This window comes from Vreelandella glaciei, assembly GCF_013415125.1.
GTDB classification, from domain to species: domain Bacteria; phylum Pseudomonadota; class Gammaproteobacteria; order Pseudomonadales; family Halomonadaceae; genus Vreelandella; species Vreelandella glaciei.
On sequence record NZ_JACCDE010000010.1, the window covers coordinates 116077 to 129466 of the forward strand.

The following is a 13390-nucleotide window of genomic DNA, read 5'->3' on the forward strand; positions in this document are numbered from 1 at the left end:
CAAGCCTAATGGCTCTTCCAGCCCAGGGTTAACACCCGCTTCGCCAGCGAAATCATCTCCGGGTCGCCGGTGTGCTTATCCGGCACATCGGAGAGCTTGATCACCGGCAGCCACTGCTGCCCTTCCGGGCGCGCCTCGACCATCTTGATCACCATGTTCATCGGCTCGACGCCTACATCGTTGGTGAAGTTAGTGCCGATGCCGAATGCCATCCCGATCCGGTCTTTGCAAAACGCGTGAATATGCTCGACCTTCTCCGGCGTCAGCGCATCGGAAAAGATGATCGTCTTGCTCAACGGGTTAATGCCCAGGCGCTCGTAGTGGGCGATGGTCTGGGAGGCAAAATCAATCGGGTCGCCGCTGTCATGGCGCACGCCATCGAACAGCTTGGCGAACTTCTTATCGAAGCTATCGAAAAAAGCCCGCGAGGTAAACGTATCGGTCAGGGCAATGCCCAGATCACCGCGATACACATCCACCCAATGCTCGAGGGCAAGGCTGTTGGCCATCTTGAAACCAAAGCGGGCGCCGTGGAACATGAACCACTCATGGGCGTGGGTGCCGATCGGCTTAACCCCATGGCGCATGGCCAGCAGCACATTGCTGGTGCCGCTGAACGCCTCGCCGCCATTATGGCAAAGTGCGCCCACCACACGGTCATGAACATCGAACGAGAAGCGCCGACGGGTGCCGAACTCGGCAATCTTCAACCCAAGACGGCGGTAGAGTTCGATCTTCTCCTGGGCGCGCTGTTCGATCATCGCGTCAGCCTCATGGGTGACCGACACACCCCGCAGCCGATACCAAAGCTCGCTGATCAGCGCCATCAACGGCACTTCCCACAGAATAGTGCGGTACCAGGGCCCCTCGATAATCACCGAGAGGTCACTGCCCTGCTGCTCGATGATCACCTCGGCAGGGTCGTAATGAAACCCGGCCAGGAAATCGAGATAGGTAGGGTCGAGATAAGGGCAGGTTATTTCGAGATAACGCTTCTCTTCATCGCTCAGGCGCAGCATCGCCATCTGATCCACTTCGCGACGCAGCGCATCACCGAAGCCATCAGGAAATTCGTGCTCGCCACGATTGATAAACGCGTAGCGCGCCTGGGCATAGGGAAAGCGTTTGATCACGGCGTTCTGCATCGTGATCTTGTAAAAGTCATTATCCAGCAGCGATGTCAGCATGAGATCCCATCGTTAGAGTGAACCGAAGCCGCCGGTAGCGTAAACTCATTGCACCAAGAGTGGCTCGGCGACAAGATTATCAGGTGGCGGGGCTCTCATACAGTCTAGGAGCTGTCTTGATGCGTCTTACTCAAACACAGCGTGACACGATTCTTTCGAGCGTACGCGAGTTCATTAAGCCTTTTGTGCAAGTCCAGGTGTTTGGTTCGCGGCTGGATGATACCAAGCGGGGCGGCGATGTTGACCTGCTACTGATCTCCCAGACAGCAATACCACTACTTACCCGTGCCGAACTCAAAATGACACTTGAAGAGCGCCTCCAACTGCCTGTGGATATAGTGGCCTATGCCTCGACGGCTGAACCCACGCCCTTCCAAGCAATCGCCTTGGCACAGTCACGCCCGATTGATAGTGAGGAAGTGGTATGAGTCACGATGTTCTTAGTGAGCAGCAACGCTATCTTGCGCAACTGCTGGAAGCGATCCAACGCTGCGCTTGGTTTCTCCAACAGTCACGCAAAAAAATTACCTGGCCGATTGACGGTGAGTGGCTGGCCGAACACAAAAAAAATGTGGATTATTTCGAAACCCTTGCCGCCATTAATGAGCGGTTTGCCAAGCTGCAAGACTCGATAGCATCGACTATGCGGCACAGTGCTTTACTTGCCGGTGAATCCACTGACAGCTTTCTCAAAGTACTGGCTCTATTTGAAAAGCAAGGCGTAATTAACGCGACAAGTGATTGGCAACGCTGCCGCGCCATCCGCAATATCGCGGCACATGACTACTCGACCGACTACGAACAGATAGCCGAACACTTCAATCTGCTGAACGAGCTCGCTGACATACTCTTAGTGACGTCTCAACGTCTTGTGGCCTGGAACGCTGAGCAACTCAGCATCTACCCCGCCAGCCCTGACTTTTCCGCTGAGTTTGACAGTATTTTCTTATGAGCCAGCCTGAACCACTCAATCCCCTGAGCCTCCCGCTTCACGGCAGCCGACTGATAGAGGCAAGCGCTGGCACCGGCAAAACCTTCACCATCGCCCTGCTTTACGTGCGGCTGGTACTCGGCGGCCACAGCGTTGACGACGATACCGCATTTATCCGCCCGCTTACGCCGCCGGAAATCCTGGTCGTCACCTTCACCAACGCCGCGACCCAAGAGCTACGTGAACGGATCCGCAACCGGTTGGTGGAAGCGGCAGAAGTATTTCGCGCTGATGGGCAGGCAAGCGATGAGCTACTCCTAGAACTCCGCGACCAATACGACCCTGCCACCTGGCCCGCGTGCTCCCGACGCTTGGCGCTGGCCGCTGAATGGATGGACGAAGCCGCGGTTTCAACGATTCACAGCTGGTGCTACCGCATGCTGCGCGAACACGCCTTCGACAGCGGCAGCCTATTCTCCCTCAACCTGGAAAACGACCAGCGCGAACTGGAACAGGAAGTGGTACGTGACTACTGGCGCAGCTTCTACTACCCGCTGGACAGTGACGCCCTCGGCATTGTCACCCGTTACTGGAAATCACCGGACGACCTGCACGTTCCGCTACAACGGCTACTGCCCGAAAGCGAAGCCCTGGGCGACGAAAAGCCCGAGCCCCGCGAAACCCTGGCCGCCACTCAGGCCGAACGCGCCGCCCAGCTCAGCGAACTCAAAGCCCCCTGGCCCGCCTGGCTGGACGAACTGGTGCCCGCCCTGGAAGACGCCGCCACGCGCAAAGCCTTCAAGGGCCAGAGCTTCAACGCCAAAAGCCGCGCCAACTGGCTAGGCGCACTACGCGAATGGTGCGAAACGGATGCCGACCGCCCGGCGCTCACCGACGCCGCCTGGAAACGCATGACGCCGGACGGCATGGCCGACATCTGGAAAGAGGGCGCACCGCCCTGCCCGCAAGCCTGGGAAGCGCTGGCACAGCTACCGCAAGCGCTGGATGCCCTGCCCGAGCCGCGCAACGACCTGCTGATTCACGCCGTACAGTGGTGCCGTGCCCGGCTGGAGCGAGAACAGGAACGCCGAGCCGAGATGGGCCCTAACGACCTGCTCACCCATCTGGATCGCGCCCTGAAAGGCCCTAACAAAGAGGCCCTGGCCGCGCAGATTCAGCGCCAGTTCCCCGTGGCACTGATCGACGAGTTTCAGGATACCGACCCGATCCAGTACCGCATCTTCAACGCCGTGTATAACGTCGCAACGCCCCGCCGCGACAGCGCTATCCTGCTGATTGGCGACCCCAAACAGGCGATCTACGCCTTTCGCGGCGCGGATATCTTCACCTACCTGCAGGCCCGGCAAGACACCGATGGCCGCCACGTTACGCTGGGCACCAACTTCCGCTCCAGCCGCGCCATGGTGGCAGCGGTCAACCACTGCTTCAGCTACGCCGACCAGCATGAGGCCGGCGCCTTTCTGTTCCGCGCAGAGGGCGGCGACAACCCGCTGCCGTTCAACCCTGTCAACGCCAAAGGCACCAAGGATACGCTGGTACTCAAGGGCAAACCGCTAGCAGCGATGACCCTATGGCCATTGGAAAGCGAAGAGCCGCTCTCCAAAACCGCCTACCAAACCGAGATGGCCGAGCGCTGCGCCTCGCACATGGCCGAGCTTTTGGAAGCAGGCCGACAACAGCAAGCGGGCTTTGCGAAAGCGGCTGATGACAACGGCGATAACGGACTCACTCCGCTGGCCCCCTCGGATATGGCGGTGCTGGTCAACGGCCTACAGGAAGCGCGAGCGATTCGACTGGCGCTGGCCAGCCGCGGCATCAAGAGCGTCTACCTTTCCGATCACGACAAGGTATTCAGCTCCCCTATTGCCCCGCAGCTAGCCATTTGGCTGCGCGCCTGCGCCGAGCCCCAGGCCAACTCCCGCCAGGCAGAAGCCAAGCTGCGCGCTGCCCTGGCAACATCAGTACTAGGGCTAAGCCTTGAAGAACTCGACCACCTCAACCAGAGCGAGCTGGCCTGGGAAGCGCGGGTCGAGCAGTTCAGTGACTACCACCGCTTGTGGCAGCGCCAGGGTGTGCTGCCGCTAGTGCGCCGATTGATGGTCGATTTTGATATCGCCGCTCGGCTGTTAGGCGAGTTCGCCGAGGGTGAGCGTTTGCTAACCGACCTGCTGCACCTGGGTGAAATGCTTCAGCACGCCAGCCAGGAACTGGATGGCGAACACGCGCTGATTCGTTTTCTAGCCGAGGCCATTGCCGACCCGGATAGCCACGGCGACAGCCACAAGCTGCGCCTGGAGAGCGACGCCGATCTGGTCAAGGTCGTGACCATTCATAAATCCAAGGGGCTGGAGTACCCGCTGGTGTTCCTGCCGTTTATCGCCAACCACCGCCCGGTCAGCGACACCGACCTGCCGCTGCGCTGGCACGATAGCGAAGGCACGCTGCAACTCAGCCTAAGCGCCGATGAAGCAACGCTGGCCACCGCCGACCGCGAGCGGCTGGGCGAAGACCTGCGCAAGCTCTACGTGGCTCTCACCCGTGCCCGCCACGCCACCTGGCTAGGGCTGGCAGCGCTAAAAGGCAGTGAGAACAGCGCCATCGGCCACCTGATCAACGGCGGCAAGGCCATCGCCCCCAGCGGGTTTACCCAAGCGCTAGGCGACCTGGTGGAAGGCAGCGATATCGAGTTAAGCGCCGCCCCGGAACCCACCGCGCTGCGCTTCACCCCAGCGCCGGAACAGCAGGCACTGGGCCACGCCCGCACGCCGCTGCGCCCCGCCCGAGAACAGTGGTGGATCGCCAGCTACTCAGCGCTGCGTACTTCTGGGGCGGTCTCTGGATCTAGCACCATCCCGCTGACAACGCCCGCGCCGGAACCCGCCACGCCCCAGGAAGCCACCACCCTGGAAGTGCTGGATGAACCCCACGACAACGCCATTAACACCGAAGCGTTTCATTTACATAGATTTCCACGTGGCCCCGGCCCCGGCACCTTTCTGCACGGGCTTTTAGAGTGGGCGGGCCAGCTAGGCTTTAACACCGCCTTAGAAGACCCCGTCGCGCGGGAAGATATGCTGCGGCGGCGTGTACAGCTGCGCGGCTGGCAGGCATGGCACGACACCCTGGCGGGCTGGTTTGAAGAACTGCTCGCCACGCCGCTTCCACTGCCACTCTTACAACAACAGTCCCAGCCCAGCGAAGGCAGCCAGGTGGCGCTATGCGAACTCAAAAGCTATCAGGTAGAGCTGGAGTTCTGGTTTGCCGCCCACCATGTAGGAACGCGCAAGCTGGATGAGCTGGTCAGTGACCACTTACTGCCAGGGGTATCACGCCCCGTATTGGATGCCGACACCCTCAACGGCATGCTCAAAGGCTTTATCGACCTCGCCTTTGAGCATGAAGGCCGCTTCTATGTGCTCGACTGGAAATCCAACTACCTGGGCAGCGACGACAGCGCCTACACCGCGGAAGCCCTGCGCAACGCCATGCTCGAAAAACGCTACGACCTGCAAGCCGCGCTTTATCTACTCGCACTCCACCGGTTACTCAAAGCGCGCCTACCCAATTACGACCCGCACCAACACCTGGGCGGTTCGATGACAGTATTTCTGCGCGGCAGCCGCACCACCGCCCGCGGCGTACACGCCGTGCCAGCGCCAGTCGCGCTGATCGAAGCACTGGATGCGCTCTTTGCAGGCACGGCAGCAGATGCAGTATCAGAAACAGGCCTAGAGGCGGTGGTATGAGCAATAGAGACACACAATCTATGAACCTAGACCTGTTCGCCGATGACGCGCCGCCCGCGGCACCTGACTCAACCGCACCGGTAACACCACCGACAGAATCAGCCGCCAGTGCCGCCCAGCCGCACCCCGCGCTAAGCGACACCGCCGCGCTACTCCTGTTGTGTGAACGATGGGTTTCCCGTGGCTGGCTGCGGGATCTGGATTTAGCCCTAGTGCGCTTTCTCGACCGGGAAACCCAAAACGCCCCGCCCCTGCTGTTGCTAGGCGCGGCGTTGGCCAGCCACCAGCTTGGCCGAGGCCATGTGTGCCTGGATATAGCCGCGACGCTGGAAGCGCCGGATTTTGCACTTTCGCTGCCACCGGAAGGCGACGACCTGAACGACCCACCGCCGCTGCCCAGCCATGTGCTGGCTACGTTAACGCTGCCCGAATGGCAGGCCGCGCTCAGCCACCCCATGCTGATCAGCGACGGCCCCGGCAATACGCCGCTTGTAGTGAGCCACAGCGACAACACCAGCAAACTCTACCTACGCCGCTACTGGCAGTTCGAACAAACCCTACACCATGAAATCGCCGCCCGATTAGCCACCGCAGAACTGGATAAAACTGGTGGGAGGGAGCTTCAGCTCGCGAAGGGTGACGATAGTCACCCCCAAATACTCAAAGATGCCCTAGATACCCTATTCCCCGCCAGCAACAAAATAGACTGGCAAAAAAACGCCTGCGCCCTAGCCGCCCGCAGCCCCTTCGCGATCATCACCGGCGGCCCCGGCACCGGCAAAACCACCACCGTGGTGCGCCTGCTGGCCCTGCTGCAAACCCTGCAACTGGCAGAACCCAACGCCCACCCGCTCCGCATTCGTCTAGCAGCCCCCACCGGCAAAGCCGCCGCACGGCTAAACGAATCCATCGCCGGCCAAGTTGCAAAGCTCCCCTTCAGTGGCTTAGTCAACTTGTGGGAGGGAGCTTCAGCTCGCGACGATTCAAGCACCCAGCAACTACAAGCAGCCATCCCCACAGAAGTCACCACACTCCACCGCTTATTAGGCGCAAGAGCAGACACCCGCCACTTCCGGCATAACGCCGCCAACCCGCTGGCGCTGGATGTGCTGGTGGTGGATGAAGCCTCGATGGTGGATATCGAAATGATGACGGCGCTGCTCAGCGCCCTACCCGCCAGCGCCAAGCTAGTGCTGCTGGGGGATAAAGATCAGTTGGCATCCGTTGAGGCTGGCGCTGTGCTGGGTGACCTGTGCCGCCGCGCCGACGCCGCCCACTACACACCCGCCACGGCGCAGTGGCTAGCCGAACTCACCGACCACCCGCTGCCGGATGAATTAATCGACCCAACCGGCCAGCCGCTGGATCAAGCCATTACCATGCTACGGGTAAGCCACCGCTTTACTGAAACAAGCGGCATCGGCCAGCTCGCCCAGGCGATTAACCAGCCGCTAAGTGAGGCAATGCGGGAACGGGATAAACACCAAGCCGTGCATGGCGTACTGAATAACGGCTATGCCGACCTGCACCACCTGGTGTTGAAGCAAGACGCACAAAACGAAGACATCGCCCTGGAGCGCCTGGTAATCACCGGCAGCCCAGAGCGTTTTCCCAATGCAGGCGAAGGCCGCACCGATTTCAAAGGCGAGCCAATTGCACCGCCCACCGGCTACCAGCACTACCTGAATACCCTGGCAAGTGAACGACCTGATACATCGCTATCGTTTGAAGAGAACGGCGACGTTTACGATGCGTGGGCAAAGCAAGTGCTGAACGCCTACAGTCGCTTTCAGCTGCTGTGCGCGCTACGTAAAGGCCCATGGGGCGTAGAAGGATTAAACCTGCGCATAGCTAAAACCCTGCGCCGCGAAAAGCTGCTGTTCGGCAACGACCACACGTTAGAAAAAGGCTGGTTTGAAGGCCGCCCGGTGCTAGTCACCCAAAACGACTACGGCCTAAAACTGATGAACGGCGATATCGGCATCACAATGGCGGTGCCAGATCAACGCACTCCCGGCAGGGCACTTTTACGCGTCGCCTTTCCGACCAGCGACCCGGAAAACCCCATTCACTGGGTGCTGCCTTCCCGCCTGCACGCGGTAGAAACCGTGTTCGCGATGACGGTACACAAATCCCAAGGCTCCGAGTTTCAGCATACCGCCCTGCTGCTACCGCAAACACCCAACCCCATTCTCACCCGCGAGCTGGTTTACACCGGTATCACCCGCGCCCGCGATTGGCTTACGCTGATCGAAGCCAAACGCGGGATATTGAATGATGCGGTTACTAGGGAGGTTATGAGGGTTAGTGGGACGGGAAGGTCGTAATCAAAGTCGATATTAACGTTGGTGGTATCGGTTTTTGACCAAGAGTTGACGTTTAGGAGATTTCGATATAACGCAGTATTTTTATCAACTCTACCCCCTTGACGAGACCCTTGATTCATTCTTTTTAATTACTGTTTCCATTCAAAAAATTTAAGATCGGCTCTACTGGCGCAACAACACCAAATTTTGTCAATTGAAGAAATTTTGAGCCAAAAATCTCCGAAGGTATTTTTCTTTGAAGTAACCCAAAGAAGTTTTCATCATGCGTTGATATGATGAGCTGTTTACCAAACCTTAAGAATATGCTTCTTAACAGGTCTATCGTCGAAAGAATATTAATTGAATCCATCGATTGGATGGGATCATCAATTAGAATAACATCAATAGAGTTTCCTTTATCATCTTTTGCGTGAAGAGCATTCGCAAGAAACACACTTAAACCCAGTATGTTGGTTTGGGCAGCACTGAAATAGAGAATTGGGGATATCATGCCACCTGCCCCATCGCCAACCAAAATGTTTAAACTTGGCTTATCTGCTTCAAAGTTGACTTTGAATTCTACTTTTTTGAATTCAGGATGTGGGTCTATATTCTTGTAAATAGCATTAATCAGATCCTCGAAGAAGAAGTTATTAATGAGTACTTCTAGCTTTTCTACTATGACCACTTTTTCTCTCTCTAAAGCTTCGTCAACCTGATTTCTTCGTTTAAACTGACAATCCAAAGCTTCCAATTCGTTCTGATTAGATATGTGTTTTATGTAAGGCTTAAATGAAACCATCAGTTCCAAGAGCAACTTAAATCCATTAACCAGCTTTTCTAGCCTCTGAGCACTAAATCGGTATTCTTCCGCATTATTTTTTATTAGAGCTTTTACTTCTTCCAGTGTATCCTCAGAACTAATGCTAATAATATTAGATAAGCTATCGTAATACGCATTAACCGTCGCTTGAGAATTAGCAAGAGCTAAATCTAGGATTTCCTTTTCTTTCTTCAAGTGTGAAACTTCCACCCATGTTTCATTAGCTATCATTTCTTTCTGTAAATCGTTACACTGCCCAACTAAGAATTCACATGAAGTTTTGTGCTGCAGCACGATCGATTTAAGCTCATTTATTTTCACTTCAAAGTGCAATTTTATATTATGAACAGCAATAGAGTTTTCATTTAAATATGCTAACACTGATACATAACCGTGATCATTACACTTAGTCTCCATTTCAGACTCTAGCTGAGTCAGCTCTACACGTTTGGTTTTAAGCGACTCAGTTGTTATTTTTACTTTATTAGTCAGAATTTTTTGCTGCTTAATCAGACTTAGCTTCACCTCAGATAACTGACTAAGCTCGTACTCCACTCTAATTAAAAAGTCTTGCTTCGACAACCCCATAAATAATTGTGTAATTTCAGAATTTCTATCATCTAATTCTTTTAACTCATTTTCAAAGGTAGCTTTTTCCATCTCGGCTTTCTTAATTTTTATTTTTACTTCATTTAATTCATTACGAAGGCTAGCGAGTTGATGAGCCTGTGCTTTTAATGCTTGCTTAGCAATCTCTTGAATTTCGTCATCAAGTTCTTTCTGACGTGACAAAGATTCTACAATCTTAGTAGAATTCTCTCGATTAAGTTCAGACTCCAGGTTTTGTCTCTTAACTTTACCAATTAGTTCGTCGGGCGATGAATGTGGAGTAGTACACAAAGGACAAGTATCGGAAGGTTCATTACTAAGATAGCCCAAACCTATTGAAATCAACTTTTGATGTAAATCCATCTGTTCTATTAAGGCCTTCTGAGTAGCCTGTAAAGTCTCTTTATGCACTCGCAGCAAGTCAAGCTCAGTGTGACATTTGGCGAGACGTTCGATTTTTTCTTGTTCAAAAACCAAAGATCCAAAATTTCCAGCTAGTAAAGAACTAGATGTCACCTTTAACACGGAAAGATCGCTCAGCTCACCACTAATTATACCTAGCCGAACTTTGTTTACCTGAATTTCATTCAGTTTTGTGACAATTTTCTCACTTAAAACATCACGCCGCGATTGATTGTGCAAGAGCTCAGCATAATCTGTGTCAGAGCTTTCCATCGACTTTCTAAGAAGTGAAGCTTTATTGTCACCTTTCTTTAGCTCTTGATCTATCTCTTCTAGGCTCTTTTGAAACCCCGCCAAGTCAGCATTTAGCTTTGAGAGCTCTTCATTTAAATAACTTTTGTTTTTAGTTATTTCCTTAAGTCGAAATTCAATTTTTAAAAAATAATCAGTATTTTCAGCCAGCTCAATTAAAGTTTTAAGACGAACATTTGCCTGCTTCTGATCTTCTACACATTTCTCGTGAGAATCCAATAATCCTTGATATTTGTCAGCGTCAGCAACACCTTGCAATAGCCATACAAGTCTAGCCTTTTGCTTTACTTGATAGCCAACATGAAGTTTTATTTCGGGTATTTGGCCTAAGCGCTCAGACAATGATTCAAGTACTTCATTATGGGAGTTGAGTGACGTAATCAGTTCATGTTGTCGTGATACTAGGCTAGCATCAAGTTGATAAATTCCTTGAGATGAAATGGCTTCATCAGGCAATACAATTTCCTCTCCCAAAGAGTTGAGCTCAGTCGCTACAGAGTTAAATTGCTCGAATATCGCAATATCAATTGGTTGCTTCAATTCTTCGAGCAAAGATTGACGTTTCTTATTTAGATTGCTTAGCTCAGATTTATTATCATTTATGAGTGCAGACAATTCCTTGCGAGCAATCTCTATATCACCACCAAAGCTTTCCATGAACTTTGTATAGCGCTCTTGTGGTTTATCTTCCCGAAGAAACCCCTCTATTTCGTCTTGACTGAGTATAGTATGTCGAAAGAAGTCATTCTCGCGCTTACCTATAAACATATCGTTCTGGTTCTTACGTATCTTAGGAAGATTACGTTCAAAGACGTTCTGGGTGTTTGTGGATACTACTACAGTTGTTGCTGTTTTTTCATCTGCGTATTTGTTACGTAGAACTTTAAGCCCTTCATCGGGGATCTTAGTCGTTTTAGCTTCATTTTGATAATCTTCTAGTCTATTTATACGATTGGTAATAGCCCACTCTACTGCATCATAAAATGAACTTTTCCCAAATCCATTTGGAGCATAGATCGCAACAAAATTCGCAACCTCTCCTCCTTTATTTGTAAAATCAAAAGTACCATGTTCTTTTGATATATAAGCTCGGAATGCCTCTATTTCAACTTTTTTAATTTTCATTGCTACTCAAACTTTCAATTATTTTGTCGATCATCAATGCCCTCTTTTCTCTAGAAGCACTTCTAGAATCTAAAGGGGCGCCACGATAATAATTTTCTAAATTCGTTAAATCTTTTGTCACATGATCAGATCGAGTTTCCAGTGTAAGATCTGAACCCAGTAATTGCTTCTCTAGTTCAATGATCATTTGATCTATGCTTGGGATTTTTTGAAGCCCATCCAGTACAATTTTTCTTGCTGAAAACTTATTGTTTTCGATTTCATATTTATCCCATACAGGGAGATATTCAACAGAAAAAAATGCCAAATACATATTCCAAGCATCAAAACCTCCAGAGCTTTGATGATAGACAGTCATTATATTTTGGATAGTTCTCCAGTTATTTATAATCTCCTCTTTTGTTTCACATACGCACACCATGCAAGAAATAAAAGAAAGACGATCATCAGAACAAAACATATGAAACTGTATATTTTCAAACTGGGTAGATAATAACCCTAGATCAACTTCTTTAGTTAATAATTTCATTTAACTTTTCTCTCAAAAAATCAAATAGCATTTTGCGCCCATTCAATTTATAATATTCATCTTCAACTGCTACTATGCACGTATTACGAAGGCCCTCTAAGTGGGTTAATTTAAAGCTTGTAAAGACCTCGTTTTCAGCTAAATCGATAGCAGGGAATAGCTCATTATTTGGAACAAAAGAGATGTCACTTATAACTTGCTCCAATTTAAACATAGGAGGTAATACACTTGCTGCCGCTTCAGGAGAAGCAACTATCAAAGTTCCATCTTTGTCTAAAAGCTTCTTAGCAACTTTCAGCAAATCTTCCAAGCGACTAATCCAGTTAGTACTATCACTTGTATATATTAATCGACGCTTCCGCTCTAAACCTTTGAGGTAAGCATCATCTGCCCCATTTGATTGGTCTATCAACACACTAATTACTAAAAACTCTAAATATGCCACCCATAATCCATAGGTTTTGAGCTCACTAAAATTTTTTGGATCGACTAATAGGTCTTCATGATATCGCTCCATTACTTTATAAGGTGGAAGCAAATTATTCGCAATTAAATAATCTGCTATACTTTCGAGTTCTAGTTTGAGGGCAGCTACATTTTTTTGGTCATAAACATTAAATGAAAATATCCTGTCTCGCATATTTGAAAAGCACTCTAAATACGCGGGAATCATTGGTGCACTTGAATTTGCGGTAATTAATTCCTCAAATCTTGCAAGACTGTGGCACTGAGCACGACCGTACTGTTGTTCAGTCTGTCTGCCATCCATTTGAAATTCAACACCAATAAGCATTGGTTTCTTACCTTGAACATGATACACGCCACCGCCAGACATACCTCGGATCGTTGTTGTTCCTGGTATGCCATCAAGAAACATTATAACAAGTTCATTAGCCACACTAATCTTATGCCCTGTATATTCTTTAAGGGGATCTGGAGAATCTCTCTCAGTTTCGGGGAAACCTACTAAAGTGAGTGAAGCACAATTGCTCAAGTCAGATGCAGGAAGGCATTGTTGTACTATATGTTCTTGGTAATCGACCTTTAAAACTGCAATATCATAAAGATGACCTTCTGATTTTATTTGTTCTGGAGAAGGTAAATGCTGAGGGAGCACAGCTAAAACGGCAAGTTGATTACCTTGATAATCATGGACTACGAGGTCATCCTGTTTTTCAAGAATTACATGAGCAGCAGTAAGCACATAAGAATACTCTTGCGTCATAGCATTTACTAATACGCCACTACCACCGTTCACTTTAACGCAGTAAGACCGTATCCTGAATCCGTGAAGCCGGCGCCGACACTTTCCCTATCACCGCCAGCGAGCACTTTTTGATCATTCGCCCCGTGCAAGTTGGCTTTCGCAAGCCCGTTATTGCCAAAACCCACCGTGCTG

8 protein-coding genes are annotated in these 13390 nt (G+C 51.2%); 4 read left to right on the top strand and 4 right to left on the bottom strand.

What is annotated here, in order from left to right; translation table 11 throughout:
- Window positions 1–5: 5 nt before the first annotated feature.
- Window positions 6–1187 (bottom strand): nicotinate phosphoribosyltransferase, encoded by a 1182-nt coding sequence (gene pncB, locus HZS80_RS08915; RefSeq protein ID WP_176301995.1) that lies wholly within the window; start codon window positions 1185–1187, stop codon window positions 6–8.
- 119 nt (window positions 1188–1306) lie between these two features.
- Between pncB and HZS80_RS08920 the strand changes: the two genes are divergently transcribed.
- From HZS80_RS08920 to recD, 4 genes are read left to right on the top strand one after another with little or no spacing between them, the layout of a single operon-like run.
- Window positions 1307–1615, top strand: a complete 309-nt coding sequence (locus HZS80_RS08920) for a nucleotidyltransferase family protein (protein ID WP_179915832.1) — start codon at window positions 1307–1309, stop codon at window positions 1613–1615.
- Window positions 1612–2139 (top strand): hypothetical protein, encoded by a 528-nt coding sequence (locus tag HZS80_RS08925; RefSeq protein ID WP_179915833.1) that lies wholly within the window; start codon window positions 1612–1614, stop codon window positions 2137–2139. Before HZS80_RS08920 ends, HZS80_RS08925 begins: the two co-directional genes overlap by 4 nt.
- Window positions 2136–5885, top strand: coding sequence for an exodeoxyribonuclease V subunit beta (gene recB / locus HZS80_RS08930; protein ID WP_179915834.1), 3750 nt, complete (start codon window positions 2136–2138; stop codon window positions 5883–5885). Before HZS80_RS08925 ends, recB begins: the two co-directional genes overlap by 4 nt.
- A 20-nt stretch (window positions 5886–5905) precedes the next feature.
- Entirely contained in the window at window positions 5906–8212 is a 2307-nt protein-coding gene (gene recD / locus HZS80_RS08935; RefSeq protein ID WP_179915843.1) for an exodeoxyribonuclease V subunit alpha, read from the top strand.
- 124 nt (window positions 8213–8336) lie between these two features.
- Here recD and HZS80_RS08940 read toward each other — a convergent pair whose 3' ends face one another.
- The 3 genes from HZS80_RS08940 to HZS80_RS08950 are packed head-to-tail and all read right to left on the bottom strand — an operon-like array spanning window position 8337 to window position 13249.
- Entirely contained in the window at window positions 8337–11462 is a 3126-nt protein-coding gene (locus HZS80_RS08940) for an AAA family ATPase (protein ID WP_179915835.1), read from the bottom strand.
- Window positions 11452–11991, bottom strand: coding sequence for an ABC-three component system middle component 1 (locus HZS80_RS08945; RefSeq protein ID WP_179915836.1), 540 nt, complete (start codon window positions 11989–11991; stop codon window positions 11452–11454). The genes HZS80_RS08940 and HZS80_RS08945 overlap by 11 nt, the downstream gene beginning before the upstream one ends.
- Window positions 11975–13249 carry an ABC-three component system protein gene (locus HZS80_RS08950; protein WP_218927647.1) on the bottom strand — a complete coding sequence of 425 codons (1275 nt, stop codon included), beginning with the start codon at window positions 13247–13249 and terminating at the stop codon, window positions 11975–11977. Before HZS80_RS08950 ends, HZS80_RS08945 begins: the two co-directional genes overlap by 17 nt.
- Window positions 13250–13390: the final 141 nt, after the last annotated feature.

Coding starts and splice junctions, on each gene's coding strand:
- pncB (WP_176301995.1), bottom strand. CDS start 1,187: ATGCTGACATCGCTGCTGGATAATGACTTTTACAAGATCACGATGCAG.
- HZS80_RS08920 (WP_179915832.1), top strand. CDS start 1,307: ATGCGTCTTACTCAAACACAGCGTGACACGATTCTTTCGAGCGTACGC.
- HZS80_RS08925 (WP_179915833.1), top strand. CDS start 1,612: ATGAGTCACGATGTTCTTAGTGAGCAGCAACGCTATCTTGCGCAACTG.
- recB (WP_179915834.1), top strand. CDS start 2,136: ATGAGCCAGCCTGAACCACTCAATCCCCTGAGCCTCCCGCTTCACGGC.
- recD (WP_179915843.1), top strand. CDS start 5,906: ATGAACCTAGACCTGTTCGCCGATGACGCGCCGCCCGCGGCACCTGAC.
- HZS80_RS08940 (WP_179915835.1), bottom strand. CDS start 11,462: ATGAAAATTAAAAAAGTTGAAATAGAGGCATTCCGAGCTTATATATCA.
- HZS80_RS08945 (WP_179915836.1), bottom strand. CDS start 11,991: ATGAAATTATTAACTAAAGAAGTTGATCTAGGGTTATTATCTACCCAG.